This window comes from Rhizobium sullae, assembly GCF_900169785.1.
In the GTDB taxonomy this organism is placed as follows: domain Bacteria; phylum Pseudomonadota; class Alphaproteobacteria; order Rhizobiales; family Rhizobiaceae; genus Rhizobium; species Rhizobium sullae.
The window spans coordinates 28098-54322 of the sequence record NZ_FWER01000005.1 but is presented as its reverse complement, the minus strand read 5'-3'; the positions used below and the strand labels follow the sequence as shown (position 1 = coordinate 54322).

23 protein-coding genes and 2 pseudogenes are annotated in these 26225 nt (G+C 62.4%); 14 read left to right on the top strand and 11 right to left on the bottom strand.

Translation table 11 applies throughout. The features are described 5' to 3' along the window. Positions 1–37: 37 nt before the first annotated feature. Positions 38–1204: a helix-turn-helix transcriptional regulator gene (locus BN1800_RS06695; RefSeq protein WP_086995773.1), complete on the bottom strand. Its 1167-nt coding sequence runs from the start codon at positions 1202–1204 to the stop codon at positions 38–40. A 222-nt stretch (positions 1205–1426) separates the two neighbouring features. Here BN1800_RS06695 and BN1800_RS06690 point away from each other — a divergent pair, with 222 nt between their 5' ends. The 5 genes from BN1800_RS06690 (at position 1427) to BN1800_RS41295 (ending at position 6010) form a co-directional block, all read left to right on the top strand. Continuing rightward, positions 1427–2164: a response regulator gene (locus BN1800_RS06690; RefSeq protein WP_086995770.1), complete on the top strand. Its 738-nt coding sequence runs from the start codon at positions 1427–1429 to the stop codon at positions 2162–2164. Further along, entirely contained in the window at positions 2161–4182 is a 2022-nt protein-coding gene (locus BN1800_RS06685) for a PAS domain S-box protein (RefSeq protein ID WP_244564452.1), read from the top strand. Before BN1800_RS06690 ends, BN1800_RS06685 begins: the two co-directional genes overlap by 4 nt. A gap of 102 nt (positions 4183–4284) precedes the next feature. After that, on the top strand, positions 4285–4722 hold the full coding sequence (locus BN1800_RS06680; RefSeq protein ID WP_086995768.1) for a globin family protein: 438 nt from the start codon (positions 4285–4287) through the stop codon (positions 4720–4722). Positions 4723–4783: 61 nt separating this feature from the next. Next, on the top strand, positions 4784–5641 hold the full coding sequence (locus BN1800_RS06675; RefSeq protein WP_086995765.1) for an ADYC domain-containing protein: 858 nt from the start codon (positions 4784–4786) through the stop codon (positions 5639–5641). A gap of 96 nt (positions 5642–5737) precedes the next feature. Then, positions 5738–6010 carry a hypothetical protein gene (locus BN1800_RS41295; RefSeq protein WP_086995762.1) on the top strand — a complete coding sequence of 91 codons (273 nt, stop codon included), beginning with the start codon at positions 5738–5740 and terminating at the stop codon, positions 6008–6010. A gap of 214 nt (positions 6011–6224) precedes the next feature. Here the strand turns inward: BN1800_RS41295 and BN1800_RS06665 are convergent, their stop codons facing one another. Both BN1800_RS06665 and BN1800_RS06660 read right to left on the bottom strand, forming a co-directional pair. Beyond that, on the bottom strand, positions 6225–6842 hold the full coding sequence (locus tag BN1800_RS06665) for an RES family NAD+ phosphorylase (protein ID WP_086995759.1): 618 nt from the start codon (positions 6840–6842) through the stop codon (positions 6225–6227). Next, on the bottom strand, positions 6843–7511 hold the full coding sequence (locus tag BN1800_RS06660; protein WP_086995756.1) for an XRE family transcriptional regulator: 669 nt from the start codon (positions 7509–7511) through the stop codon (positions 6843–6845). 623 nt (positions 7512–8134) lie between these two features. Between BN1800_RS06660 and BN1800_RS42245 the strand changes: the two are divergent. Beyond that, positions 8135–8827: pseudogene (locus BN1800_RS42245) on the top strand (LLM class flavin-dependent oxidoreductase); the annotation flags it as partial. Here the strand turns inward: BN1800_RS42245 and BN1800_RS43390 are convergent. From BN1800_RS43390 to BN1800_RS06625, 6 genes and pseudogenes are all read right to left on the bottom strand, one after another. After that, positions 8786–8884 (bottom strand): annotated as a pseudogene (locus BN1800_RS43390) (NAD(P)-dependent oxidoreductase); the annotation flags it as partial. The pseudogenes BN1800_RS42245 and BN1800_RS43390 overlap by 42 nt on opposite strands. A gap of 99 nt (positions 8885–8983) precedes the next feature. Next, positions 8984–10216, bottom strand: coding sequence for an amidohydrolase family protein (locus BN1800_RS06645; RefSeq protein ID WP_086995755.1), 1233 nt, complete (start codon positions 10214–10216; stop codon positions 8984–8986). A 9-nt stretch (positions 10217–10225) separates the two neighbouring features. Beyond that, a complete protein-coding gene (locus tag BN1800_RS06640) occupies positions 10226–11575 on the bottom strand; it encodes an 8-oxoguanine deaminase (protein ID WP_086995752.1) in 1350 nt (449 codons plus the stop codon). 37 nt (positions 11576–11612) lie between these two features. Next, positions 11613–12809: an amidohydrolase gene (locus tag BN1800_RS06635; RefSeq protein ID WP_027509004.1), complete on the bottom strand. Its 1197-nt coding sequence runs from the start codon at positions 12807–12809 to the stop codon at positions 11613–11615. Positions 12810–12827: 18 nt separating this feature from the next. After that, positions 12828–13865, bottom strand: coding sequence for a questin oxidase family protein (locus BN1800_RS06630; RefSeq protein ID WP_086995750.1), 1038 nt, complete (start codon positions 13863–13865; stop codon positions 12828–12830). Then, complete coding sequence (locus BN1800_RS06625) at positions 13862–15313, bottom strand: FAD-dependent oxidoreductase (protein WP_086995748.1); 1452 nt, start codon at positions 15311–15313, stop codon at positions 13862–13864. The genes BN1800_RS06630 and BN1800_RS06625 overlap by 4 nt, the downstream gene beginning before the upstream one ends. Positions 15314–15532: 219 nt before the next feature. Between BN1800_RS06625 and BN1800_RS06620 the strand changes: the two genes are divergently transcribed. The 3 genes from BN1800_RS06620 (at position 15533) to BN1800_RS06610 (ending at position 18728) form a co-directional block, all read left to right on the top strand. Further along, complete coding sequence (locus BN1800_RS06620; RefSeq protein WP_086995746.1) at positions 15533–16819, top strand: ABC transporter substrate-binding protein; 1287 nt, start codon at positions 15533–15535, stop codon at positions 16817–16819. A 152-nt stretch (positions 16820–16971) separates the two neighbouring features. Next, positions 16972–17913 carry a carbohydrate ABC transporter permease gene (locus BN1800_RS06615; protein ID WP_086995744.1) on the top strand — a complete coding sequence of 314 codons (942 nt, stop codon included), beginning with the start codon at positions 16972–16974 and terminating at the stop codon, positions 17911–17913. Then, positions 17910–18728: a carbohydrate ABC transporter permease gene (locus BN1800_RS06610; protein ID WP_027508999.1), complete on the top strand. Its 819-nt coding sequence runs from the start codon at positions 17910–17912 to the stop codon at positions 18726–18728. Before BN1800_RS06615 ends, BN1800_RS06610 begins: the two co-directional genes overlap by 4 nt. Before the next feature lie 12 nt (positions 18729–18740). Here BN1800_RS06610 and BN1800_RS06605 read toward each other — a convergent pair whose 3' ends face one another. Continuing rightward, a complete protein-coding gene (locus tag BN1800_RS06605; RefSeq protein ID WP_086995741.1) occupies positions 18741–19889 on the bottom strand; it encodes an ABC transporter ATP-binding protein in 1149 nt (382 codons plus the stop codon). Between the two features lie 46 nt (positions 19890–19935). Further along, on the bottom strand, positions 19936–20721 hold the full coding sequence (locus BN1800_RS06600) for an SDR family NAD(P)-dependent oxidoreductase (protein ID WP_086995738.1): 786 nt from the start codon (positions 20719–20721) through the stop codon (positions 19936–19938). 164 nt (positions 20722–20885) lie between these two features. On the opposite strand from BN1800_RS06600, the gene BN1800_RS06595 reads away from it, so the two are divergent. The 5 genes from BN1800_RS06595 to BN1800_RS06575 all read left to right on the top strand — a co-directional run bounded on the left by BN1800_RS06595 (position 20886) and on the right by BN1800_RS06575 (position 26201). After that, the gene (locus tag BN1800_RS06595; RefSeq protein ID WP_027508996.1) at positions 20886–21737 is read left to right on the top strand and encodes a DeoR/GlpR family DNA-binding transcription regulator; all 852 of its coding nucleotides are present in this window, start codon (positions 20886–20888) and stop codon (positions 21735–21737) included. Positions 21738–21805: 68 nt separating this feature from the next. Further along, positions 21806–22606: a BtpA/SgcQ family protein gene (locus tag BN1800_RS06590; protein WP_086995735.1), complete on the top strand. Its 801-nt coding sequence runs from the start codon at positions 21806–21808 to the stop codon at positions 22604–22606. Positions 22607–22621: 15 nt separating this feature from the next. Beyond that, entirely contained in the window at positions 22622–24103 is a 1482-nt protein-coding gene (locus BN1800_RS06585) for an FGGY-family carbohydrate kinase (RefSeq protein WP_086995732.1), read from the top strand. A gap of 73 nt (positions 24104–24176) precedes the next feature. Next, positions 24177–25736, top strand: a complete 1560-nt coding sequence (locus BN1800_RS06580) for a gamma-glutamyltransferase family protein (protein WP_086995729.1) — start codon at positions 24177–24179, stop codon at positions 25734–25736. Between the two features lie 255 nt (positions 25737–25991). Next, positions 25992–26201: a Rossmann-fold NAD(P)-binding domain-containing protein gene (locus tag BN1800_RS06575; RefSeq protein ID WP_179213754.1), complete on the top strand. Its 210-nt coding sequence runs from the start codon at positions 25992–25994 to the stop codon at positions 26199–26201. Positions 26202–26225: the final 24 nt, after the last annotated feature.

Here is a 26225-nt window from a genome sequence, read left to right as displayed (position 1 = left end):
CCGTTTCGGTCCACAGTCGCGGCGTCGCAGGCAGGCGTCACTGGATCTCCATGGATTTCGCCGATGGCGCCTGCGGCATGACGGGCGAAGCGATCGTCGAGACCAGCTTGACGAGCTCGGCTTGACGGGAGGTATCGGTCTTGGCGAAGATCCGCCCGAGATGGGTTTTCAACGTGTTCTCGCTGATGCCGAGTGCCGCTGCGCACTGTGATGTGGAGAGCCCCTGTCCGATCCGCAGGACGACGCGTGCCTCCGCGGGCGTCAGGTCGAAGAGGGTGATCAGCACATCCTCCTGTGGCGGCGAGGCGGAGATCGTCGTCGATATGAATATGGCAGCGCAGGCGGGGCGGAAGACGGCGCGTGCCGTGCCTTCGCTCAAGGGCAGCACATAGGCGACCGCCGGCGGCTGCCCCGGAGCGGAAATCGGCAGGCCAATCCCGCGGGAACCCAATGAGGCATCTGCCCTCGCGGCGGCCGCAACCGCCTCGAGCAATGCCCTGGAAACCACAGGCGTCTGGGCCTGAAGCATGCCGTTTCGCGATCGCAGCGGCACTCCGTGAGTGAGCATCTGGGCGGCATGTGCGTTGGCATGCAGGACGGCACCGACTCCGTCAACCAGAATGACGGGGACCGCGAGGCTGTCGAGAGCACCGCGGTAGAGGCCCGCCGTCACCCGTGTCTGATCGAGAAGGTCACCGATCAGCGAGGCGCGCCGCAGATGCGGTGAAAGCAAAGCCAGGAATCGCTGCTGCTCGTCGCTGATCGGCGGCCGGTCCGCCCATGTCGTGCTGCTGAACAACCCAATCCGGTCGGCCGTGTGGACGAATTTCGTCGTACAGCCTTCGCGCAATCCCTGTGGTCGTGCCCATTCCAGGAAAAATGTCGATTGCGCCAGTTCCGCCTCGCTGATGACGGCCAGTGTCCGCAAGGGCATATCGATATCGCCCATCACCGCTTCCACAAGCCCCGGTATCTCACTGAGCTCGTAGTCCTGCAGCGCGCGCATCCGTTCGGCGTCCCAAGGGGACCGCGCCGCAAACCTGCCGCGGCTGTCGGAGATACTGGTCAATGCGATCGTCGTATAGGCGGCGTCGATCGTGGTGGTGATGCGGGTCATCACGCCGGTCCAACCTTCCGGGCTCAGAGCACAATCATAGATATCGCCGATGATCGAAGAGAGTGTTTCATCGCTCAGTCTGCTCATGCCCGCCCTCTGGATCCCCTCACCTCTCCCGCTGATACAATGTCAGGAATACCAGGACACATGCAACCGAAAGCTGGAGAGGTGACACCTAATCGGAAGGTGAAGCCACTGCATCATACTTATGGGTGACGACACGGTGAGTGAGCCCGCACTAGATCTGCATGATCGCGACGCAGGGGCGCGCGTCCTTTCACAGTACACAATTCGATTTGGAGAGCGTCGATGAATAGCCAGCCGCGCCTGATCTTTGTCGACGACGAGGCGGACCTGCGCGACATGGTGGCTGATTACATGCAGCGGGAGAACTGGTCGGTGCGCACCGCCGCGTGCGGCAAGTCGCTCGACATGCTTCTGGCGCGCGAGGATGCCGACCTGATCGTGCTCGACATCAACATGCCGGGCGAAGGCGGGCTGTCGCTGCTGAGGCGCATCCGCGACAGGAGCACCACGCCCGTCGTCATGCTGACCGCCGCCAGCAATATCGCGGACAAGATCGCCGGGCTGGACATGGGCGCCGACGATTACATGACCAAGCCCTTCGACCTGCGAGAGTTGAAGACACGGATCAAGGCCGTGCTTCGCCGCCGGCCGCCCGTTTCCGCTGCCATGCCGGGGGACGATCGCGGAACGCAAACCATCCGGCACATCCAGCCCTTCGGAAAGCTCTTCGTTGATCTCAATGCCCGCAGCCTCATCCATGCGGACGGCATGAGCGAACCCGTCACCGCGATGGAATTCGACCTGCTCCAGGTCTTCCTGCAGAACCCGGATCGGGTGCTGACGCGCGACAGGCTACTCGACCTCGCTCACAACCGCGACAACGACCCCTTCGATCGCAGCATCGACGTTCGCATCGCCCGTATACGCAAGAAGATCGAACACAATCCTGCAAAGCCACAGGCCCTCAAGACCGTGCGCGGCGCCGGTTACATCTTCACGCCGCCAAAGCGGACGGAATGATGGACGAGCCGCTGCCGATTTCCGAGGAACGCCCTGCCCGCGGTGGAACCACCTCGGATCACCTTCCGATCGGCGAAAAGCAGTTCGTCGATGCGTTGCTCGGCGGCATTGTCGACTGCGCCACGGTCATCGATCCGGCTGGGCGCTATCTTTATGCCAACCGGCATTTTCTCGATTTCGTCAAAAGGCCGCCATCCGAAATCATCGGCAACACGGTCGCGCAGGTGCTGGGAGATGCCGTCCACGGCGCCTACCAAGCGGCATTGCACTCCCCTCCGGCCGCAGGGACCGTCGGCACCGACGGATGGCTGGACTTCGGGCCGCTCGGCAGGCGTTACATCAAGCAGACGATCACCTGCTATCCGCATGGGAACGTCGCCGTCGCGGGTTATGTCGTCCTGTGGCGCGACCTGACGGACCTGAAAACGCAGCAGACCGAAGTGGTCCGGCGCATCGAGGCCCAAACGCAGGCAGACGCCTATCACACAGCGATCGTCAACAATGCACTCGATGCGATCGTCGTCATCGACGAAACCGGCGCCGTCGTCGACTTCAATCCGGCCGCCGTCTCGATCTTCGGTTATGGCCGCGACGAAGCGATGGGCCGCCAGATCGCTGAGTTGATCATCCCGCAGGCACTGCGAACGGCTCATGATCGGGGGCTGGCGAGTTATCTGCAAAGCGGCATGAGCCGCATTTTAGGGCGACGGCTGGAGCTCGAGGCACTACGGGCCAACGGCGAGCAGATCCCGGTCGAATTGACGATCACGGAGGTGAGGCTTGGCGAAAGGCGGCTGTTTGCCGCCCACCTGCGCGATCTGGGCGCCGCCCGTCATGCGCAGGCGCAGATAGAGAGCCAGCGCGAAGCTTTGCACCAGAAGGACAAGCTGGCAGCGCTTGGCTCATTGCTTGCAGGCGTTGCGCACGAATTGAACAACCCGCTGTCGATCGTCATCGGCCAGACGATGATGCTGCGCGAAAAGCTGATCGGCTCGCCCATCGCCGAGGAACTGGCGCAACGCAGCGTCAAGATTGAGATCGCCGCCCATCGGTGCGCCCGCATCGTCCGCAGCTTTCTTGACATGGCCCGCCAGCGCAAGCACCAGCGCAAGTCCGTGCAGATCGCCGGCATCGTCGATACCGCGCTGGAGCTTTTAAGCTATAATCTAAAAAGCTCCGGGGTCACGGTGGAAACGGATCTGCCGCCCGGCCTGCCGTCGCTCTGGATCGATGGTGACCAGATCCACCAGGTCATCGTCAACCTCATCGTCAATGCCTGCCAGGCACTTGAAGAAAAGACCGATGGGTCGCGCCGGATCCGTATAGAGACCAGCCATGACCCTGCCGGAGAGACAGTTTCGCTGAAGGTGTCAGACAATGGCGCCGGCATTCCGGCCAGTATCCGCTCCCGCATCTTCGATCCTTATTTCACCACCAAGCCACAGGGCACTGGAACCGGCATCGGTCTAGCCGTTTCGCGTGGGCTGATCGAATCGCATGGCGGCACGCTCGACCTCGATGCCGCAGCAAACCTCGGTGGCGCCGGTTTCCTCATCGTTCTACCGATCGACCGCGCAGAGACGGAGGCTGTCGGCGAGGCCGAACCCTCGCTCAGTGTCGAACCGGGGATTGCCAAGCGGAACGTCCTCATTGTCGACGACGAAATCGAGATCGCCGAACTTCTGGCAGACATGGTCGACAAACTCGGCTTCGTCGGAACGGTCGCCACCAGCGGCGACCAAGCGAAGATCCGCGTCGAGCAAGCCGACCGGCCAATCGAGGTCATCCTGTGCGACATCCGCATGCCGGGTGGCGATGGGCCGGCTTTTTTCGACTGGCTGTGCGAACACCATCCCGCGCTGACCGAGCGTATTGGCTTCATCACCGGCGATACGCTCGGCCCCGCCGCCGGCCGGTTTCTGGCGCGATCCGGATGCCCCGTGCTCGAAAAACCGTTCATGCCGGGCGATATCGAGCGAATTCTCAAGTCGCTGGTCCGGGCCGACCCACCGGCGTGAAGCCTAAGAAACAATTGAAACACGCGGGGAAAAGCCGCGAACTACGACAGAAACAGTGCCAGGCTAAATCTGCTCTCCAGAAACCAAGCTGGAGTTGAAGTCATGCAGGAAACCGAAATCGTCATGCTAGAACAGAGTTTCGCCGAAGTCGCTGCCGTCAGGGAGCAGGCGGCCGAACTGTTCTACGAGCGGCTGTTCGTTCACGACCCCTCGCTTCGGACGATGTTTGCCAATACCGACATGAAGGAACAGGGCCGCAAGCTGATGATGGCACTTTCCCTGGTCGTCGGTTCGCTCCGCAAGCTCGAGACGGTGGTCCCTTCCCTCGAAGCTCTCGCCGTAAAGCACGTCGGATACGGCGTGCGCGACGAACATTACGCAACCGTCGGCAAGGCGCTGATCGAGACCCTTTCCCTGTTCTTCGCTCACCGTTTCACGCTCGAATACCGCAGACTCTGGACATCCGCCTACGAGACCGTCGCCGGCGTAATGATGGCGGCCGCCAAAGCCAGCCCAGCCCCCCTGCGGCGTTCGTCCTGAACGTTGCGGATAAAGTCACGGCCGGAATCCACCCCAAACGACATGGCTTCAGGATGCGGCAATGACGCTCGGAGCCAACCAGCTTATCAAACTCGCGCTCGGCGCCATCTGCTGCTGCACGATATTCTCACACGCGTTGATTGCAGCAGCTACCGATGCGCGGTCGCTGGAGCGGATCGAGAGTACGGACGTGGTCGGGACCGCGTTCCGGCTCACCTTTTCGAGCGGCCGGGTCCTCCAGGGCAAGGAACTCATCGGTGCGACGCTGTCGGTTCTGTTGCCGGGAGACCCGGTCGCCCATCGCGTCCGCTTCGACGACATCCTGGTCGACAGCCGCGATCCCGACAATGAAGTCCTGCTGCACAAGGTCACCGTCGTCGACTGCGGAGGCGCAAAAGAACTCTGCGATCCTGACCCTGATGGAAACCGCTGGATGTTTCCGCTCAAGGGCCAATGGGATCCCGAGGGGCGGATGATTTCGCAATCCGGCTTCACGCTCACCTGCTTGGCCGGAGCGCAAGGCAAATGTGTCCGCTTCGGTTATAAGCCCTGGAAAACGCTGCCGAACGGCACCGATCTTGCGGAATACCACCGCGCCTGCGTGAAGATGGTCCGGGCCGACTATTGCGGCGACAGGGCCACCACCCGAACCGGCATGAGGATCGATCTCTACGACGATCTCGGCATAGAGCGGGAGGCCGAAAGCGCCGGGGCGGACGAGCTCAATTTCGAAGCCGCCTGGAGTGCTGATGGCGCAGTCTGCGTCGCCCATACCCGCGTCCCCGAAAACATGACGGTCGAGGGCGTGCGGAACTCCTGTCCGCGGTTAAACCAGCGCCTCGGCCCTGCGTCCTGCAATGCTACGAACGCCAAGGCCGGACTTTTTGGCAAGGCATTGATCTTCAACCGCTCCCGTTAGCGGCAACACCCTTTCCCGCCTCGAAAATCGAAAGCCGGAAAATATCGAACCGCTGGATGGTCCACGGTTCGCCTTCAAAACACCAGGAAAACGATCATGAACATGCGCAAGCTTCTCCTCGTCGCCATTCTCGCCGCTTCGGCCGTTCCGGCATCCGCAGCCATCTCCAGCAACGCGCTGTCGAACAATGCACTTTCCAACAATGCCTTGTCGAATAACGCACTTTCGAACAACGCCCTTACCAACAACGCTGTCGCTGCCAGCACCCTTTCAGGAGCTGGGGTGGCAATTCCTCCTGCGACTGGCGCTGGAAGCGTCAATGACGTCATCGGTATTGAACTGCCGAACGGTCAAATGATCGCGAAGTAACTCAGCGGGGCGAATTATTCGCCCCGCCCTCCCTCGTTCCCGGTGAATTACTTAAAGGCTCGCCATCAGTCCGAAATGGCAACGGCCAGTAGCCTCGCCTTGATGGGATGTGAGCCTGCCACCCTTCATATGTGCTCGATCTATTACATTTAATATCAATCGCTTAGTGCACACGTTGTCCAGCCAAAAGAAGTAATCTGGTCGCATACATGCCTCAGGAAACCTCAACCAGACTCACACGGAGATCGTTAATCACCGTGGCGAGACCTGGCGCTCCGATTAGTGGCACCACGCGCTCGACCGTCAGCTTCGGGATGGCCCGGTCAAAGATTGCGAGATTCGTATGTCCGTTCAGCCGGGATGGGTAGATGATGCCGTCCGGCACGGATTGGTGTTGGTGAAAAGCAAGCGACCATGCCCGCGCGAGGTTTTGGCGAGAGGACTTTGCAACATCGGTCGGCACACCCATCCTGATCGCGTGATCCTCGCGTAGATCGACAAGGCTGAGATCCGCATTCGTCTCGATTTCAGCGTAACGGCGCGCGTAGATTTCTTTCTCCTCGATCGGAAGGTCGCCGATGAGACCGTCGCGTCGGTCACGTAGGACCGCCTCCAAGAAACAAACCTTGAGCGTCTCACCCAAATAGAGAACGCCGAACCGCCTTGCCATGTCCCGCCGGCGGGGATCGCTAAACCGGCTCGGCGTCTTTCCATATCCCAATGGGTCGGGAAAGGCGTTCGCATAGATCCGTCCAAATCGACGACCGGCGGGAACGGTCTCGATATCGACCGGAGAGCTGTTAAAACCCGCGGGCGGCTTGATGCCGGTCATTCAGCGAAAATCACCGCGGGCGATGCCCTCGGCCGCTGCAATCACGTCCTCGTCACGCCCACGCTTCAGAGCGTCCAGCCCGGTCCGACCATCGAGAGAGCCATGCGGCGTGATTAGGAAGCGATATACCGCCCATGCACCGCCCAGGATCTCTTGCAGCTTCGGAAGCGCTGCATAAGGCCGACCGTAACGATCGAGTTGCCACGCCGGAAAACGGAAGCCCCGCTTCGCGCCGTCGAGACCTAGAACCTGCCCGTGTTGACGCTTCGTGTTGACGGTAACACGCGAAACGCCGAGCAAATCCGCGAACGCTTCCGCACCCAACATGTCGTCCTCGGCGACAATCTGAGCAACGCGGCGTTGGCCGCGTCCCCTCGCGGCCGCCAACGCGGCCTGCAGCTCGTCATCTGGCTCGCGCACCTCCTCGACGGGAAATGCGTCCTGAGGCAGCGGCTCTTCCTCAACGATCGAAATGGTCTGTGCTCCAGCCAACGTGTCCACGACGACGCGGAAGCTGACCTGATGGCCGGCCTTTCGGCTCAGTTGAACCGCTTTGGCATATTGCCTGATAAGGGCCTTCTCGAAATCAGCCTTTCGTGGCAGTTTCATCGAGAACGCTATAGAGGAATCGTTTCGAGGTTCATCGGTTATAGTTTTCGTCACGGGCATGGGTGTTAGCCTCCTGAACCGCAAATATGGGCAACACCAGACAGTTCGTCAAGTTCGTTAAGTTCGTTAAGATCCTCGCGAGCTTCTCTGGTTTGGTCGGCTCGAAGCTGTGAGTTCTCAAGCTTCAAAGCGCCTAGGACACACATGTTCGATTCGCCCACGAACCGCCTAAGGTGCGGACAAATTTCGAGCCGACAACGAAATGCCGCGCGAGAGCGCGCCGACGAGACCGGAGACAAACTTTTATGACCACTGTCTGCGAAATAAGCTGTTTTCCGCTCTGTGCGACGACGACTACGAGTTTCTCGGCGCTCCCGGCCCGCGGCTGCAATCGAGCTTCGAACATTGTCGGGATATCGTTCTTCAGGCAGAAAGCGGCGCTTTGACACTATTCTGCTTCCGTCCGGCTATGCGCTGGGCATCGACACGACGGCCTTTGCGTCGGCGATCGCGGCCCTGACTCGCCGGATCAAGCTATTGATGGCCGTTCGCGTCGGTGAAAGCTGGCCCGGCAGATCGCAACCATCGACCGCATCGCCAATGGCCGGCTATCGGTCAACATAATCTCCAGCGAGATGCCGGGAGAAACCCTTGCAAGTGGGCCGCGCTAAGCCCGCACCGTTGAGGCCATGTCAATCCTGCGCACGCTGCTTGATGGAAAGCCGCTCGATCATGACGGAACCTTCTGGAAGCTGAAGGTCGATCCGCCGAGAATCGCTTCGATGTCGGGACAGTGCCCGCAATTCTATTTCGGCGGCCTGTCGGAGGATGCGCGCGAAGCTGCCGCTGAAGGTGCGGACATCTATCTGATGTGGCCGGACCGGCTGGAAGCCGTCCGTGACATTGTCGCCGATCTTCGCCACCGAGCCCAGAAGCGTAGCCGCACGCTCCGCTTCGGCTACCGCGTTCATGTCGTCGTCCGAGAAACCGAAGCTGAGGCACGCCTTGCTGCCGACCGGTTGCTGTCGAAACTCGATGACACCGCCGGTGCGGCCATTTGGGCCAAATCACTCGACAGCCAGTCCGTCGGCGTCAGGCGCCAAGCCGAGCTGCGCGAGCAGGCCGGCAATGAGGGCTATGTCGAAGACAACCTCTGGACCGGCATCGGCCGCGCCCGCTCCGGTTGCGGCGCCGCGATCGCCGGGGATCCCGATCAGGTTCCGGCAAAACTGCATGGCCCGACGGCGGGTCTCTTCCGTCCGGGTGCCCTGTTGCGGCGAAAGCACGACGTTGTCGAGATCGAGAAGCGCGGCGGGCACAGCCGGCTTTTTGTCGAGCACGTCGAGCGCTGCGCCGCCGAGTTGCTTCGACACTAACATTTCGACCACCGCGTCCTGATCCACCATGTTGCCACGTGCCATGTTGACGAGCACGTCTTTGGGGCCAAGCTCTCTCCAGAGCTTCGCGCGAGATGATCCCGGTCGTTGATGCGTTGCCGGGCGCGATCACCTAGCGCGAAGCGTGTGCGGTGCCTAGCCTTGGTCCAGGAAAAGCTGCGGCCGCGGGCGAAGGAAGCTCCGACGACCATTTTTCCAGCCGGCGCTCGCCGGGGCGATTGTCGCGACGGCATCGGCAGCCGAGGGGGCGTCGAAGAGGACGATATCTGCCGCGCTGCCGATCGCAATGTCGTAACCCTTTCTTCCCAGGAGGGTGGCAGCCTGCGTCGTGATCATGGCGAAGACACCGTCGAGGCCATCGGCGGTGCCGATCTGGGCAACGTTGGCGTAGAGATTGGCCATGCGCATCAGGTTGACGTCGCCGAAGGGCGTGAATGGGTTCAGGATATTGTTGGTGGAGATGGTCGTCACGACGCCGAGCGCTGCCAGGCGGTGAGCAGGCGTCACGCCGCGCGGGACGAGATGGGTCGAATTACGGCCGGTCAGGAAGAGATCGGTGGCCGGCAGGACGGTCAATGCGATGCCGGCTTCGGCAAGCTGGCGGCCGATCGACTCCAGCTCCGCCGGCGGCAGAGCCGAGAGCTTGGTGACATGGCCGACCGAGACGCGCCCCTGGTATCGGCGCGCGACAGTTTCGGCGATGACAACAGGGAGATTGGAGCACGCGGGGTCGAGATCGAAATCGAGGTGGAAATCGACGGCGACGTCGTGGCGCATGGCGAGGTCGAAGATGCGGCGGATGTGTTCGACGGGCTCCGGATCGGTGTAGGGGCAGCCCCCCACCATATCGGCACCCGCCTTCAGCGCCTGTTCCAGCATCTCCTCGGTGCCGAGGTCGTTCGTCAGGCCCTCCTGGGCAAAGGCGCAGATTTCGATGTCGATGAGGCTGGTATAGTCGGCCTTCAGACGCTTGATCGCCTCGAAGGAGCGGAAGCCGGCGCGCGGGTCGATCTCGACGAAGGTGCGCAGGCGGGTGGTGCCGTTGAGGATTGCCTTTCCGACGACCGCGGCAGCACGAGCATAGACATCTTCCTCGGTGAAGGCGGCCTTGGCTCGGGCGGTTTCGCTGACGGCCTCCGCGAGCGTGCCGGTGCAGAGATTGCAGCGGCTGATGATAGCGGCCTTGTCGAGGTGAATATGGGTTTCGATGAGGCCTGCGCAGGCGAATTTTCCCCCGCCATCATGCTGCGGCGCATCGCAGACGAAACGAGGCGAGATCGCCGCGATGCGGCCCGCCTCGAAGGCGATATCGGTCGGCTCGGTCAAGCCGGCGATTTTGACATTGCGGATGACGAAATCGATCGCCATGGGACCTCCTCAGACCGACAGAAGGAAATTGCGGGCGACGCGGTTGTGATCGGCGATCAGCGCCTCGATATCGACGTTCGCGGGTATACGGTCGGTAACGCGCCATTCGCCTGCGATCATGACGCGGTCGGCCGTGGTGGCGCCGCAGAGCACCAGGGCTGCCAGCGGATCGCCGGCACCGGAGAAACGCAATTCGTCGAGCTTGTAGAAGGAAAGGTCCGCCTGGCGACCGGGCGCGATGATCCCGATGTCGTCGCGGCCGAGCAGCCTTGCCGAACCCGCGGTGCCCCAGCGCAGCGCGTCGAGATGGGTGACCGCTTCGGCGCCGTAGGTCAGCCGGTTCAGCATCAAGGCATGGCGCACGCTTTCCATCAGGTTGGAATTGTCGTTGGAAGCTGAGCCGTCGACGCCAAGGCCGACAGGCACCCCGGCGGCTTCCAGCTCGCAGGTGCGGCACATGCCTGATGCAAGCACCATGTTGGAGGTCGGGCAATGGCAGACGCCAACGCCGTGCTGGCCAAGCTCGGCGATCTCTGCATCATCGAAATGAATGCCGTGGGCGAGCCAGGTGCGGGCGCTCAGCCAATTGCAGCGATCGAGATATTCCACCGGCGTGCAGGCGAATTTGCTGCGGCAGAATTCTGCTTCCGCCCTGGTCTCGACCAGATGGGTGTGAAGCCGGCAATCGTAGCGTTCCGCCAGTGCCGCCGTTTCGCGCATCAGTTCCTGCGTGACGTCGAAGGGCGCGCAGGGCGCGAGCGCCACCTGCGTCATCGCCCCTTCGGAGCGGCCGTGATAACGCCTGAGCACACGCTCGCTGTCGGCGAGGATCACGTCGTCGTCCTGCACGACATTGGCCGGCGAAATGACGCCTTGCTGGTCTTTGATGTTGAGACTGCCCCGCGTCAGCGTGATGCGCATGCCAAGGCGAGCCGCCTCCTCGGCCTCGACATCCATCGCGTCTTCTAGACCGGCAGCATAGAGATAGTGGTGGTCGGAGGTGGTGGTGCAGCCGGAGAGGAGGAGTTCGGTCAGCGCGAGGCGGACCGCAAGACGGAAGGCTTCGGGCGTCATGTGTCTTGCCCAGATCGGATAGAGCGCGCGGATCCATGGCCACAGCGACTTGTTGATGGCAGCCGGATGCGCGCGCGTTAGCGTCTGGAACATATGGTGATGGGTGTTGACGAGACCGGGGATGACGACATGCCGGCCGGCGTCGAAGCGTGCATCGACCGGGTTCTGAGGCTGCCGTCCAGTCGCGACCAGCTCGACTATGCGGCCATTCTCGATAACGATGCCGCCCTCGGCGCCCTCGGCCATGATGGCGAGCGGCGATTGGATCCAAAGTCGGCCCTTCATCTACGGTGCTCCCATGCGCCATGCATTGACGGAAAAATCAGACGACCAGCCGGCCCCCGCGGGCGATGATGGCGCCGCCGCGGAAGACGGTGCGATCGAGGGGACGAACGGCGACGGCCTCTGCCAGCGACGCGGAAGGCAGGATGATAAAATCGGCAGGCGAACCGGCTTGGAGCGGCCCGACGGGGCGGCCGAGGATTTCGGCCGGCGCCTGCGTCGCCAGGCGGAAGGCCGCAGCCAGATCCTCATCCGAACGGAAATCCTGGCGATCGCAGAGGATGCCGACGCGCTCCAGCATGTCGCCATTGCCGAAAGGCGACCAGGCGTCGCGGATATTGTCGTTGGCGCAGAAGAGCCGGACGCCGGCGGCGGCAAGCCGCTTGACCGGCGGCATGGGCACGGCTCCCGGCGCGCTGGTCATGATCGCCACGCCTGATCCGGCGAGGGCCGCGGCAGTGCGGCCGAAATCGGCATCCTCCAACTCCCCGAGGCAGAAGGCATGGCTGACGACAACCTTGCCTTCAAGGCCGAGTGCTGCCGTGCGATCGGCGATCTGGCGAAGTTCGAAGGCGCCAAGTGCGCCGCCATCGTGCAGATGAATATCGAGCCCGACGCCGTATTTGGCTGCGACCGCGAAGATCGCATCGAGATGGCCGGTCACATCGTTGTCGATGCCGGCGGGATCGAGGCCGCCGACAAGATCGGCGCCGGCGGCGATCGCCGCATCGAGCAGCGCCGCGGTGCCGGGATCGCGCAGCACGCCGGATTGCGGGAAGGCAACGGTCTGGATGTCGACGAGATGACCATGGCTCTGCTTCAGCGAGAGCACCGCCTCGAGGCCTCTCAGGCCGACCTCGGTATCGATGTCGACGTGGCTGCGAACGGAGAGAGTGCCATAGGCGGCGAGCCTTTCCAGCAGGGCGCCGCCGCGGGCTTCGACCGACAGCGCCACAGTGCGCCGCAGGGTTTTCTCTGCCTCGATGCGCTTGGCGACCGTATCACCCGGAATATGCGGGATGAAAGGCAAGCCGATCAGCGTTTTGTCGAGATGAATATGACCGTCGACGAAGGGAAGGCAAAGCAGGCCGCCGGCAGCATCGAAACGCGGCACTGCGGGGCCGATGCCGGCCGCCGCATTCGGACCGATCGCGGCGATCCTTTCATTGTCCAGAATGAGCGAGACGACCTCGCCGGCTTCGGTCCTGGCGTTTTCGATTACGAGGCTCGGCGTCATCAACCCTTCCATCATCCGCTATGCAATCAGCCCGACCCTGCGCGCCGCGACGACGCGATAGAGCGGATCCTGCCAAACCTCTTCCTCCTGCAAGGCGGAAAAAACGAGGCTGATATCGTGTTCGTCGTCCGAAGCAATAGCGGCGCGTTTGATCTCTGCCCAGGCGGGCGCCTGTCGACTGCGCATTTCTTCCAGCGCCTCGGCGGTGGGGAGTGCCGGAAAACCGATCTTCGGCACCAGCGAGGCGATCACCTGCCAGAAGGCGCGGTAGAAAGGCTCGGCGTTTTCGAGGTGCGGCGAGACGAGGCGCAGCCAGTGCATGCCGGTGACAGAATGGAGTGCGGAGAAATCCATGGTTCCGGCAAAGAGGGCAAGCGAGGTCGCGGCCATGCGGCGCGGCGTATCGGGGCTGAAAGCCAGGCGATCGATAATGGGGCGGAAGCCCGGAAGTGCGGCGACGGCGCGGATATTATGCCAGAGCAGATCGGTTTCCGGCTCGTAGCTGAGAATGCCTTCGATATTGCCGACATCCGCAAGTATCCGTCCCGGGTCGTCCGTATCCGGAGCGGCGCCGGTCGCGGGTGGCAGCGGCAGATAGCAGGCCGCCCAATAACCGAGCGCGGTGCCGACCTCCTGGTCATCCTTCTTGAGCACACTATAGGCAAGGCGCATCAGCGGATGCGTGGCGCTGCCGGCAAGGCCGTTCACCATGGCGGGCAGATAGGTGCGGATAACGGTATCGATGCCGAGCCGGCGGGTTTCGGCGATGAAGAAGGCACGGTAATCCGTCTCACGCGTGCGATCGCCGAGCGCCTCGGTCCAGGCTGCTTTGATAATCGGGGCAACCGGTGGCGGCACGGGCGGGAGTGCATGGCTCTCGCGATACTGCTCGTACCATTGTTCCAACCGTTCCGGCGAGGCGCCGAGGCGATCGAGCGCGATCAGCACCATCGGAACGTGGTTGGCCAGCAGATAGGGAAATTCGACGCTATCCTCGCGGGCCCGCAAAAGGATGGTCTCCAATCCCGAAAATTGAAGGGCAGCAGCCTGTCTCATGCCAAAACCTCCCTTGGTGTCGTGACGTCCTCGTCTATGCCGGGATCGAAATGCGGTTCGTCATAGGCGGCCAATGCTGCAAGATACCGGTTGGAATCCTCGATGAACAGCGCTTTCACCAGCGCGCCGACGATGCGCGGCACGCCGTATTTGAGCCCGGTGACGCCGTTGCTGATCGGGCCGAGGCTCGCCAGCGCGCCGGCATTGAACATATGGATGCGCGAGACCCAACCCGCTTCGGCATGTCTGGGCGCAAGTTCGAAACCGGGGCCGAGATAGGGATAGCCGGCAAGCATGGCGTTCTCCTCTCCCTGCGGCGGCTCGAACCGGTTCTTCCAAAACGCTGCGGTCTCGGCAAGGCCGGCAAGCTCGGGCCTGAGTGCGAAATTAATCTCATAACCGGTGCCGAGCAGAAGGTGATCGGCATAGTGAATACTGTTTGCGGTCGTCAGCCTGATCCTGCCGCCGTCCATTGCGAGCTCGCGGACGCCACCGCCGAGCTGCATGGTGAAACCGGGGTGGCTGCGGGCCCGGTCATATTGCTCCTGCGTCGGCGGCACCTTGAAATTGAAGTAGAGGTGGGCGAACCGCCAGCGCTCCAGATCCGGCAAGTCGGCGAAATGGCCGAGGAAGCCGGGAAAGTTTGTCCAGGCGAGAACCTCCGTGCGCGGCAGATCGGCGCTTCGCGCAAACATCGTCACTTCCCGAGCTCCGGTTTCGAGCGCCGCCACCGCCCAGTCGAAGCTCGACGTGCCGCCGCCAAGGACCGCGACATCCCTGCCCTTGAGGAAATCGATCGGTATTGGCTCGTTGCTATGCGTCCAGGCGGATTTCGGCAGCGTCTTGACCATCGCAGGTATGCGCGGGCCGCCGCAACCGTCGATGCCGGTCGCCATCACCAGGCGGCGGCAGGCGATCGTGCGATTGGTACCGTCAGCCTTCATCAGCGTTAGAGCAAGTCCGCCCTCCCCCTGATCGATCGAGGAAAGTGTCGTGCCGTTTTCGACGTCGATGCCGACCGTCTTTCTAAACCAGATGAGATACGCCATCCAATCGTGGCGGCCGATCTTGTCGAGCGCTTCCCAGGCGTCGGCGCCATTCAGCGCCTCATACCAGGAGCGCAGCGTCAGGCTCGGGATGCCGAGGTCCGGGCCTGACAGATATTTCGGCGAACGCAATGTCTGCATGCGAGCGCAGGTGATCCAGGGGCCTTCGCGGCCCTCCTCGCTCTGATCGATCACATGGACGGACCTGATGCCGCGCCGCTTCAGGGCGAAGGCGATCGAAAGGCCGGAGAGGCCGGCGCCACAAATCACGACGGAATGCAGGTCGTCGTGGTCTTCATCGTCGAGCTCCGGCCAGTCGGCGCAGAGCGCTTCTATGCGCGCCATCTCATCATGGGCGCGACGTTCCAGCTCTCTCAAACGCTCGTCCGGAGTGGTCTTCATGAATGTGCAGCTCGTGCGCGTTGGACAGGACAGTATAGACGCGCAGGGAATGATCAACTCCCCGCTATTTTTTATGCAACGCGCACAAAATATGGACATTTATGCGCGAATATGTTCTATTTTGTGATTTTTAGTGTTTACGATTTTTTGTCAAGTGCGCTTGAGTGCGATTTTGTTTGATGTATAGTGCCCCAAGCCAATCAAAAAAGGGGAGCAAACATGAAATCGCTCAGCAGTTTCACACGAAAATTGGCGATCGCGGGCCTCGTCTCGGTCGCATTTGCGGGCTCCGCCGTCGGCGCCGACAAGAAATATGAGGGCATCACGCTCACGCTTGCCTCGCAGAACGACCAGTTCGCCGCCGTTCTGGCTGCCATCGCCCCCAAATTCACCGAGGAGACGGGCGCCACCGTCAAGGTCGATATTCTCGACTACGGCTCGCTGCTGACCAAGACGACGACCGATTTCGTCGGCGGCACCGGTGGCTACGACTTGGTGACGATGGATATCGTCTGGGCGGGCCAATATGCCGAAAACAAATACACCGTCGACCTCACCGAGTGGATGAAACGCGACGCCGCCGAACTGAAGCTCGACGACATCTATCCGACGCTTCTCAACGCGCTTGGCCACTGGGGCGACAAGCAGGTCGCCTTTCCCTTTGCCGGTTATGCCAACGTGCTCGCCTATCGCAAGGATCTCTTCGACGCCGCCGGCCTGAAGGCGCCGACGACGATGGAGGAAATGGTCGAGGCCGCCTACAAGCTGACCGACCCCAGCAAGAACATCTACGGCTTCGTCGCCAACGGCCAGAAAGGCCCGGCGGTCGCCCAGGATTGGATGCAGTACAATACCGAGATGGGCGGTTCGATCCTCGGTCCCGACGGCAAGCCGGCACTGAATTCCGAAGCCAATATCAAGAGCCTGACCGTCTACAAGGACCTCTTCATGAAGGCAGCACCTCCCGGCGCCGTTAATTATGACTGGGGCGGACGCGAGGAAAGCTTCCGCCAGGGCATTGCCGCGACCATGCAGACATGGTCGGTCGGTGCGCCCGGCTACTATGATCCGTCGATTTCCAAGATCGTCGACAAGGTGGCGATCACGACGGCGCCACGCGGCGCCGGTCTGCCGAAGGTCTATGGCATCGGCGGCTGGGGCATGGCGATCAACGCGGGCATCAAGGACACGCAGAAGGAAGCCGCCTGGGCCTTCATCAAGTGGCTGGTCAGCCCGCCGGTGCACAAGGAGTTCAACATGATGGGCGCCGGCAGCTTCCTGCGCAAGAGCGAGATGACCGATCCTGATCTGCTGAAGAAGTTCCCCTTCCTGCCTGTCATCGCCGAAACCTTTGAGCATGGTGACGGCGAATATCGTCCGCGCATCCCGCAATATCCGGAGATTCAGGACCTGCTCGGCACCGCCGTCAACGACGTGCTCGTCGGCAATGCCGATCCTCAGAAGGCGCTCGACGCCGCTCAGGAAGCCGCGGCAAAGCTCTTCTGAGAACAAAACGGTTCCTCCCCGGGGCCGCGGCCTATGTCGCGGCCCTGCCGTTTCCAGACCATTGATCCGATGCGCCTCAGGCTTCATGATCGGGTGAGCCCCGGGCTCGATCCCGGTAGCGCGCATCGAACCAGGAACCTGATGGACACGACGTGACCCTATCCCTCACTTCCGCGCTGAGGCCCTTCCCGGCCTTGAGCGTTTCCTATGTGGAGCGCAGGCGGCTGTTCTTCATCTTGATGACACTGCCGGCCGTCATCTATGTGCTCGTCATTGGCGTCTGGCCGCTGGCGCAGGGCATCTGGTTCAGCCTTTACGAATATAATTTGCTGAAGCCGGCGCGGACGCATTTCGTCGGCCTCGGCAACTATATCGACCTTCTTTCCGACACGGTGACACGCGGGGCCTTCGTCAACACCGTCATCTTCACGGTCGGCGCTGTGACTGTCGAACTACTGCTCGGCTTTGCCATTGCGCTGGCGCTCTGGCGCGACGACCGCTTCAACCGGATCTGCCTGGCGCTGATCCTGATCCCGGTGACGATCACGCCGCTGGTGGTCGGACTGATCTTCCGGGCGCTGCTGCTCGCCGATTACGGACTCGTCGGCTATTATCTCGCCGAGTTCGGGCTTTCCGATCCGCGTGGGCTTTTTGCCAATCCGAGTTCGGCGCTGGCGACCCTTATCTTCGTCGACATCTGGGAATGGACGCCGCTGGTGGCACTGATCCTGCTTGCGGGCCTGAAAGCGCTGCCGGGCGATATTCTCGAGGCATCCGAAGTGGATGGGGCAACGGCGCTGCAGCGGCTGAGGATCATCGTCATTCCACTGATGCTGCCTTCGATCCTGCTGGCGCTGACGCTGCGCACCATCGATGCCTTCCGCATCTTCGACAGCGTCTACGTGACGACGGGCGGCGGGCCGGGCAACGCCACCAACACGCTGATGCTGCATGCGGTGAAGCAGGGGCTGGAATTCTTCAATATCGGCCGCGCCTCGGCAATCTCCAACCTGACACTGATCTGCATCGCCGTGATTGCGGCAGGCTTCATCCTGTTGATCCGCAATGCGGACAGAAAGGCGAACGGGCGATGAGCACACGCACCCTCAGCCGCATCGGCGAGCGCAGCTTCATCCTTGTCATGCTCGCCTTTTTCCTGCTGCCCTTCCTGTGGCTGGCATCAACCGCTTACAAGCCGTCGCGCGACATCTTCTCGATCCCGCCGAAACTGACCTTCCCACCGACCTTCGAGCAGTTCGCTACGGTCTTCCGCCTGTTCGACGTCTGGAGCCTCGTGTCGTCGAGCCTGCTGATCGCCGGCGGTTCCGTCATCCTGTCACTGCTTCTCGGCGTGCCGGCGGGCTATGCGCTGGCGCGCTCGACCAGCCGCTATGCCATTGCCGTTGCCTATTTCTTCATGGCGATCCGCATGGTGCCGGCGGTGGCGGCGCTGATCCCCTTCTATCTGATGATGCGCGATATCGGGCTGCTCGGCAGCTGGGTTGCCGTCGTCCTCATTAACGCGATGCTGAATTCGGCCTTCGTCACCTGGATGATGTTTTCCTATTTCCGCAGTCTGCCGAAGGAGCTGGAAGAGGCGGCGTTGACGGATGGCTGCACGCTGTTTGGCTCCTTCTGGCGCGTGGCGCTGCCGGCGGTCCGCTCGGGCGTCGTCGCCTCCACACTGTTCTGCCTGATGTTTTCCTGGAACGACTTCCTCTATCCGATGTTTCTCACCCGGCTCGATTCCAAGCCGATCTCGGTGGCGCTGCTTTCAGCCTACGGAACGAAGGACATCACCTGGGGCACACTCGGCGCACTGGCGCATTTTTCGACGATCCCGATCGTGCTGATCGTGCTCTTCCTCAACCGCTATTTCGTGCAGGGCCTGACGAAAGGCATTCACTAAAAGGCGATGCGCTCAGCCACGAATGGCCGCTTCGGTCGCGGCATCGAAGACGTGGACGCGGGCGGGGTCGGCGGCGAGCGACAGGCGCTCGCCGATCTTGACGCGGCTGGTGCCGTCAATGATGACGCGCAGGCGCGGGGCGGACAGCGCCACGTCGTCCTCTTCGGCCGAAAGCGACTTCAGCCGGTCGGCGGCCTCGACATCGACATGAACGAGCAGGTTGGCGCCGAGATCCTCGACGAAGGCAACGGTTCCAGTGAGGCCGCCTGCATCGACCGGCTGGAACGCTTCCGGTCGGATGCCGAGCACGACGGCGCGACCGACGGCGGAGGCGATGCGTGGCCGCTCGGCGAGCACCTCGCCCGAGAAAAGGATGGAGGCCTGGCCGAAGCGGGCCTCGGGGCCGTTCTCCGTCGCGAAGAGATCGGCCGCCAGCAGGTTCATCGCCGGCGAGCCCATGAAGCTTGCGACGAACAGATTGGCCGGCTGATCATAGAGGCTGCGCGGCGTGCCGAGCTGCTGCAGGACGCCGCTCTTCATGACGGCAACGCGATCGCCCATGGTCATGGCTTCGACCTGATCGTGGGTGACATAGACCGTGGTAATGCCCGACATCCTCTGCATGCGGGCGATTTCGGCGCGCATCTGGCCGCGCAGGCGAGCATCGAGGTTGGAAAGCGGTTCGTCCATCAGGAAAGCCTGAGGGCTGCGGGCGAGCGCCCGGCCCATGGCCACGCGCTGGCGCTGGCCGCCGGAGAGCTGGGCGGGCTTGCGGGCGAGATAGTCCTCGAGTTCCAGAAGCTTTGCCGTCTCCTGCACCTTGCGGGCGATGTCGGCCTTGTCGAGGCCACGGACACGAAGGCCGAAGCCAATATTCTCGGCGACGGTCAGATGCGGGTAGAGCGCGTAGGACTGGAAGACCATGGCGATATCGCGGTCGCGCGGGGCGAGGTCGTTGACGACGGCGCCGTTGATCGTCAGGCGGCCGTCGGTGACCTCCTCGAGGCCGGCGATCATCCGCAGTGCCGTCGACTTGCCGCAGCCGGAAGGGCCGACCAGCACCAAGAATTCGCCGTCGCGGATGGTCATGTTCAGGTTGCGGATCGCCGCATAGCCATCGCCGTAGCTCTTGCTGATCTGGTCGAAGACGATTTCAGCCATGCTCTTTCCTTGCCGAAGGGGAGACCTGCCGTGGAACCTGGATGGGTCAGGTGGTGTAGACGCCGCCGGTGACGTTGACGCCCTGTCCGGTCATGAAGCGGGCCGAATTCGAGCAGAGGAAAACGACGACATCGGCCACGTCTTCAGGTGTTTCCAGCCGGCCGAGCGGCGTCTGGGCGATATAATCCGCAACGACGCGTTCCGGCGTGACGCCACGAAGGCTCGCCTCCCAGGCGATCTCGCGCTCCTGCATGCCGGTCTTGACGAAACCGGGGCAGACTGCATTGACACGGATGCCCGAAGCCGCGAGCTCGCGGCCGAGCGCCTGCGTCCAGCCGAGCACGGCAAACTTGCTGGCGGAATAATGGGCCAGCAGCGGTGCGCCGATCTTTCCGGCGAGCGAGGCGGTGTTGACAATGACGCCGGTTCCGGTGCTCGTGAAGCGGCGAGCAGCAATCTGGTTGGTCAGGAAGATGCCGCGAATGTTGACGTCGAAATTATAGTCCCACTCCTCGTCGGTCAGTTCCAGCGCATGCTGCATCGTGGAGACACCAGCATTGGCGCAGAGGATCTCGTAACCGCCCGTCCTCTCGACCACCTCGGAAAAGGTCGCCTCGACGGAGGCGCGCTTGCGAACATCGATCGCATAGGCAGTGGCGCCGTTGCCGATCTCGGCCGCCGTCTGTTCGGCGGCCGCCAGGTTGATGTCGCAGATCGCCACCTGGATCGACTGGCGGGAGAGCGCGGTCGCGATCGCGCGCCCTATCCCAGTCGCCCCGCCGGTTACGATCGCACGCATGCCGGATAGTTCTGGAAAGCTCGGAGACTGCATGTTCGCCCTCATCGACTGGAAACATCACCGATCATATAACAACAAAATCATACACAACAAGAAAAATTTATGTTTGAATTTGTTCGATTCATTCGATACATAAGGAGCAACAATCAGACAATCGTAGCCACGAGTTGCGACGGCGGGAGGATGAGAACAGTATCATGGACGCGGAACAGCAGATGGTTGCCGCAGCGGAAAAACCGAAGGTTCTGGCCCAGGTGCGGCATGCGCGCATCCTAGAGACACTGGCGCGCAAAGGAGCGGTCTCCGTCAGCGATGTCGCCTCCCAGCTTGCCGTTTCCGAAATGACCGTCCGCCGCGACCTGATCGAACTCGAAAAGGACGGCAGGCTGGTGCGCACGCACGGCGGCGCGGTGCGCAGCGGCAAGGCCTTCGAGCCGATCGCCAGCGAAACGGTCGATCGCGAGGAACCGACCTTCGAATCCCGGCTGACGCGCAATGCCGCCTCGAAGCGGACGATCGCGATGGCGGCGGCAGGCGTTGCTGCCGGCGCGCGCACCCTGGCGCTCGACGTTGGTACCACCACCTATCTGCTGTCCGGCCTGCTGCTCAACCAGCCGCATACGAAGATCTTCACCAACAGCGTGCGCAACGCCATGCAGCTCGGCACCGGCTTCGGCGAGGTCTATCTGCCCGGCGGACGCATGCGCGGCGAGGAAATGGCGATCAGCAGCCAGTCGGCCGTCTCGCAGTTCGAGGAGCTCTGGTTCGATATCGCCTTCGTCGGCGTGTCCGGGATCACGGCGCAGGGAATCTATGACTATTCCTTCGAGGACACCGACATGAAGCGGGTCTATCTGCGTCGCGCGACGCAGAAGGTGGTGCTTTGCGATTCCACTAAGTTCAAGCGCATGTCGCTGGTGCATATCGCGCCGCTGCAGCAATTCGACATGCTGATCACCGATGCCATGCCGCCCGCCGACCTTGCCGATGCGCTCGCCGCCGCTGGCGTCGAAGTGCGCATCGCGCCCGAGGAGCAGCCGCTGCTTTGATTTGCCCTTTCCCGCATCCGTCCCCCAGCGGATGACCGTCCACTCGATTTCGCTTCAGGGAGTTTCGTATGGTCTTCGACTTTTTTGGCGTCAAGAAGAAGGCGGTCATCGCCATGGCGCATATCGGCGCCCTGCCCGGCTCGCCCGCCTATGACGCCGCCGGCGGGCTGAACAAGCTCGTCGACCACGTGCTTTCCGATGTCGAGAAGTTGCAGGCGGGCGGTGTCGACGCCATCATGTTCGGCAACGAGAACGACCGGCCCTACGTGTTCCAGGCCCCGCCGGAAGGGCTGGCGGCGATGACCGCGATCGTCGAGCGGGTGAAGCCGCAACTGACCGTGCCATTCGGCGTCAACTATCTCTGGGATCCCTCGGCAAGCGTTGCGATCGGCGCAGTGACGGGCGCGAGCTTCGTTCGCGAGATCTTCACCGGCGTCTTCGCATCAGACATGGGCATCTGGCAGCCGGATTGCGCCAAGGCGGCACGGATGCGACATAGCCTCGGCCGCGACGACATGAAGATGCTCTTCAACATCAACGCGGAATTTGCCCATTCGCTGGACCAGCGACCGATTGAACTCAGGGCGAAAAGCGCCGTGTTCTCATCGCTTGCCGATGCCATCCTGGTATCGGGACCACTGACCGGACAGGCCGTCGATCAATCGGACCTCAGGCGCGTTTGCGAGACGGTCAAGGATGTCCCCGTCTTTGCCAATACCGGCGTCAACAAGGACAATGTGCGCGACATATTGAGCGTTGCCAGCGGCGTCATCATCGGCACGCATTTCAAGGTGGACGGCAATACGTGGAACCCGGTCGACGGCGACCGGGTAAAGCGCTTCATGGAGATCGTCGAGAGGCTGCGCTAAGTGAAGGGAGCCGCTATGTCCATCACGCTCGGTCTCGATATCGGCACCACCTCCACCATCGGCATCTTGATCGAACTGCCGAACCGCGTGCTCGGCCTCACCTCACGACCGTCGACGCTTCATTCGCCGCAGCATGGCTGGGCCGAGGAAGACCCGGCGGAATGGTGGTCGAATGTCTGCGAGATCACCAGGGAACTGATTGCAACGAGCGGGATCGAGGCAAGGGAAATATCGGCCGTCGGCGTGACCGGCATGCTGCCGGCCGTCGTGCTGCTCGATGACGCCGGCCGGGTGCTGAGGCCCAGCATCCAGCAGAGCGACGGGCGCTGCGGCGAAGAGGTCGAGGAACTTAAGGCCGAGTGGGATGAGGCGGATTTTCTGCGCAAAGCGGGAAACGGCGTCAATCAGCAGTTGGTGACAGCGAAGCTTCGCTGGATCGCCCGGCATGAGCCCGCTGTTTTCGAGCGCATTGCCACAGTCATGGGGTCCTATGATTTCATCAACTGGAAACTGACCGGCGAAAAGGCGATCGAACAGAACTGGGCGCTGGAAGCGGGCTTCGTCGATATCAATACCGGCAAGCTCGACGACGAACTGATCGGGCTTGCCAGAGTTCGGCGAAGCGCCATTCCTGGGAAAGCGGTGTCGCATGCGGTACTTGGCCATGTGACCGACGACGCCGCCAAGGCGACGGGGCTTGCACCCGGAACGCCTGTCATCGGCGGGGCAGCCGACATGATCGCCTCGGCCTTCGGCGCGGGTATCAACAAGGCGGGCGACGTGCTGCTGAAATTCGGGGGTGCCGTCGACATCCTGACGGCGACGGATGCCGTGCTGCCCGATCCTCGCATGTTTCTCGATTATCACCTGGTGCCGGGGCTTTACATGCCGAACGGCTGCATGTCGACCGGCGGCTCGGGGCTCAACTGGTTCATCAGCACCTTCGCCGGACGCGAAGAGGTCGCGGCAAAGGCAGAGGGAATATCCGCACACCGCTATCTCGACCGGCTGGCCGCGCAATGCGCGCCCGGTGCGGACGGGCTGACGATCCTGCCTTACTTCCTCGGCGAGAAGACGCCGATCCACGATGCCGGCGCGCGCGGCTTGATCGACGGGCTGACGCTGTCGCATCATATCGGCCATCTCTGGCGGGCGATGCTGGAAGCCTATGCCTATGCGTTGCGCCATCATATCGACGTGCTGAACGATATCGGTCATCCGACGACGCGTTTCATCGTTTCAGACGGGGGTTCGCAGAGCCGGATCTGGATGCAGATCGTTTCCGACGTGCTGCAGCACCCGCTACAGGGTCTCACCGGCCATCCCGGCTCCTGTCTCGGTGTCGCCTGGGCGGCGGCAATCGGTGCCGGACTGACCGAGGATTGGTCCGGCGTGACCGCCTTTGTCGGCCAAGGTGAAAGGATCGTGCCCAACCCCGACAATGCGGCGGTTTATGATCGGGCCTATCGGACCTATCGTGCGCTGTATAGGCGATAGACCGAGTGGGGATTTGATCGCGATGACACTGACAGATCGGGATTCTAAAAAGCAGGCGGCCGGACGCGGTGGTATGGTAACAAGCCCGCATGCGCTGGCGAGCGAGGCAGGCGCGGCGATCCTGCGGGCCGGGGGCAATGCGCTGGAGGCTGCGATCGCCATCGGCAGCACGATTGCCGTCGTCTATCCGCATTTCTGCGGACTTGGCGGCGACTCCGTCTGGATCGTCGCCGACCGTGGCGGGCGGAAGACATGTTTTCTTGGCATCGGCCAGGCGGCGCAGAAATTGCCGGATCTCGGCGGCAGCATTCCGCTGCGCGGGCCGCTTTCGGCGCTGACCTCGGCCTGCGCCGTCGATGCGTGGCGGCACGCGCATGAGTATTCCGCGCAGCACTGGGGCGGAAAGATCGGTTTTCCTGCCTTGCTTGCCGATGCGATCCGCCACGCTGAACAGGGCTTTCCGGTCACGCGCTCGCAGAGCTTCTGGCTTGCCTTCCGGCGAGAGGAGGCGGCCGGCTGGCCGGGTTTTGCCGCGCTCTTCATGCCGGATGGTGCGGCGCTGGAGACAGGCAGTCTGTTTCGGCAGAAGAATCTGGCGCGGTCGCTTTCGCTAATTGCTGCCGACGGGCCGCGCTCCTTCTACGACGGCGAACTCGGGACGAGCATTGCGGCAGGGCTGCAGGCGGCGGGTTCTCCGCTGAGTGCCGACGATCTCAAGGCGACCCGAACACGCGAAGTGGCGCCGATCAGCCTCTCCTATCGCGGTTTCGAACTGCTTGCGCCGCCCCCACCAACACAGGGTCTGTCGACACTGGGGATCATGGGCATTCTTGCTCATTTCGATCTCGCCGTCCATACGCCCGGCAGCGCTGACCATCTGCACCTCTGCGTGGAAGCCGTCAAACACGCCTTTTTCGACCGCGGCGGTATCGCCGATCCCGATGTCGCGCCGCAGCCGGTGGAGGAATGGCTGAGCGCACAGCATCTCGCGCAGGTGGCGGCCTCCATCGATCCCGTGCGGGCACTCGAATGGCCAGCACTCTTTCGCAGCGGCGACACCGTGTTCTTCGCCGCAACCGACGCAGAGGGCGGCAGCGTCAGCGTCTTGCAGAGCACCTATTTCGACTGGGGCAGCGGCGTGGTGGTCGGCGATACGGGTATTCTCTGGCAGAACCGCGGGGCTGCCTTTTCGTCCGATCCCAAGCATGTCAATGCCATCGCACCCTGCAAACGGCCTTTCTATACTTTGAATCCCGGCCTCGGCCTGCGCAACGGCAAGCCTGCGCTGCTCTACGGCACGCAGGGCGCCGACGGTCAGCCGCAGACGCTGGCAATGCTGCTGACCCGGCTGATCGACTTCGACGAGGAACCAGCAGCAGCGCTGGCCGGTCCACGCTTTCTCCTCGGCAAGACCTTTTCCGACAGCCGTGACAGCCTCAAGCTGGAAAGCGATGCCGGCGAAGCAGTGCTTGCCGAACTGGCCGCACGAGGCCACGCACTGTCACCGATCGAGGCGCAGAGCCCGCTTGCAGGGCAGGCAGGTGTGATCGTTATCGACGAGGACGGCATGGCGACCGGCGCACATGATCCACGTGGCGACGGACTGGCGATCGGGATCTTTTCCGGGGCATGAGTATGGGGTTACGCGCCGGCGAGACGCCTTCAAACGCACGGAAGCGGAAAAAGCTAATAATTGATCAGACGGACCGCTGAAGACTCTTCCGGAGCATCGTACTCCTCGCAGATCGGCGACGTTCTCCGCATTGGGCATTACTCCGCTACGGATTCGAAAGTCGCCGAGGGTCCCAGTGGAGGGCCTTGGCGCTTTAGGGTTATAATCGGCGATGGCCGTGACCTCTGCCTTGGCGTCGAATTACATTTGAAGTTCATGCGGAGCTTCGCGGCCCGCGAAGCAGAATCACCGCGCGCAATGGCCGTCATGGCGCCAGGCTGGATACGCACCGACCTTGGGGGGGGGCCGGATGTACCACTCACAATCGATGACGGCATCCCCAGCCTCGTGCGCGTGCTGCTCGCCAAACGCGAAAGACCAGGCCTGGAATACCTCAACCAGCACGGCGAGACTGTTCCTTGGTGAATCTAGCCGACGTTGGTGAGAGGA

Bases quoted from the DNA above. Each gene is read 5' to 3' on its own strand.
- BN1800_RS06680 (WP_086995768.1), top strand. From the start codon at position 4,285: ATGCAGGAAACCGAAATCGTCATGCTAGAACAGAGTTTCGCCGAAGTC.
- BN1800_RS06660 (WP_086995756.1), bottom strand. From the start codon at position 7,511: ATGCCCGTGACGAAAACTATAACCGATGAACCTCGAAACGATTCCTCT.
- BN1800_RS06625 (WP_086995748.1), bottom strand. From the start codon at position 15,313: ATGAAGACCACTCCGGACGAGCGTTTGAGAGAGCTGGAACGTCGCGCC.
- BN1800_RS06685 (WP_244564452.1), top strand. From the start codon at position 2,161: ATGATGGACGAGCCGCTGCCGATTTCCGAGGAACGCCCTGCCCGCGGT.
- BN1800_RS06595 (WP_027508996.1), top strand. From the start codon at position 20,886: ATGGACGCGGAACAGCAGATGGTTGCCGCAGCGGAAAAACCGAAGGTT.
- BN1800_RS06580 (WP_086995729.1), top strand. From the start codon at position 24,177: ATGGTAACAAGCCCGCATGCGCTGGCGAGCGAGGCAGGCGCGGCGATC.
- BN1800_RS06610 (WP_027508999.1), top strand. From the start codon at position 17,910: ATGAGCACACGCACCCTCAGCCGCATCGGCGAGCGCAGCTTCATCCTT.
- BN1800_RS06600 (WP_086995738.1), bottom strand. From the start codon at position 20,721: ATGCAGTCTCCGAGCTTTCCAGAACTATCCGGCATGCGTGCGATCGTA.
- BN1800_RS06620 (WP_086995746.1), top strand. From the start codon at position 15,533: ATGAAATCGCTCAGCAGTTTCACACGAAAATTGGCGATCGCGGGCCTC.
- BN1800_RS06575 (WP_179213754.1), top strand. From the start codon at position 25,992: ATGCGGAGCTTCGCGGCCCGCGAAGCAGAATCACCGCGCGCAATGGCC.
- BN1800_RS06675 (WP_086995765.1), top strand. From the start codon at position 4,784: ATGACGCTCGGAGCCAACCAGCTTATCAAACTCGCGCTCGGCGCCATC.
- BN1800_RS06590 (WP_086995735.1), top strand. From the start codon at position 21,806: ATGGTCTTCGACTTTTTTGGCGTCAAGAAGAAGGCGGTCATCGCCATG.
- BN1800_RS06585 (WP_086995732.1), top strand. From the start codon at position 22,622: ATGTCCATCACGCTCGGTCTCGATATCGGCACCACCTCCACCATCGGC.
- BN1800_RS06690 (WP_086995770.1), top strand. From the start codon at position 1,427: ATGAATAGCCAGCCGCGCCTGATCTTTGTCGACGACGAGGCGGACCTG.
- BN1800_RS06665 (WP_086995759.1), bottom strand. From the start codon at position 6,842: ATGACCGGCATCAAGCCGCCCGCGGGTTTTAACAGCTCTCCGGTCGAT.
- BN1800_RS06645 (WP_086995755.1), bottom strand. From the start codon at position 10,216: ATGGCGATCGATTTCGTCATCCGCAATGTCAAAATCGCCGGCTTGACC.
- BN1800_RS06605 (WP_086995741.1), bottom strand. From the start codon at position 19,889: ATGGCTGAAATCGTCTTCGACCAGATCAGCAAGAGCTACGGCGATGGC.
- BN1800_RS06640 (WP_086995752.1), bottom strand. From the start codon at position 11,575: ATGAAGGGCCGACTTTGGATCCAATCGCCGCTCGCCATCATGGCCGAG.
- BN1800_RS41295 (WP_086995762.1), top strand. From the start codon at position 5,738: ATGAACATGCGCAAGCTTCTCCTCGTCGCCATTCTCGCCGCTTCGGCC.
- BN1800_RS06630 (WP_086995750.1), bottom strand. From the start codon at position 13,865: ATGAGACAGGCTGCTGCCCTTCAATTTTCGGGATTGGAGACCATCCTT.
- BN1800_RS06695 (WP_086995773.1), bottom strand. From the start codon at position 1,204: ATGAGCAGACTGAGCGATGAAACACTCTCTTCGATCATCGGCGATATC.
- BN1800_RS06635 (WP_027509004.1), bottom strand. From the start codon at position 12,809: ATGACGCCGAGCCTCGTAATCGAAAACGCCAGGACCGAAGCCGGCGAG.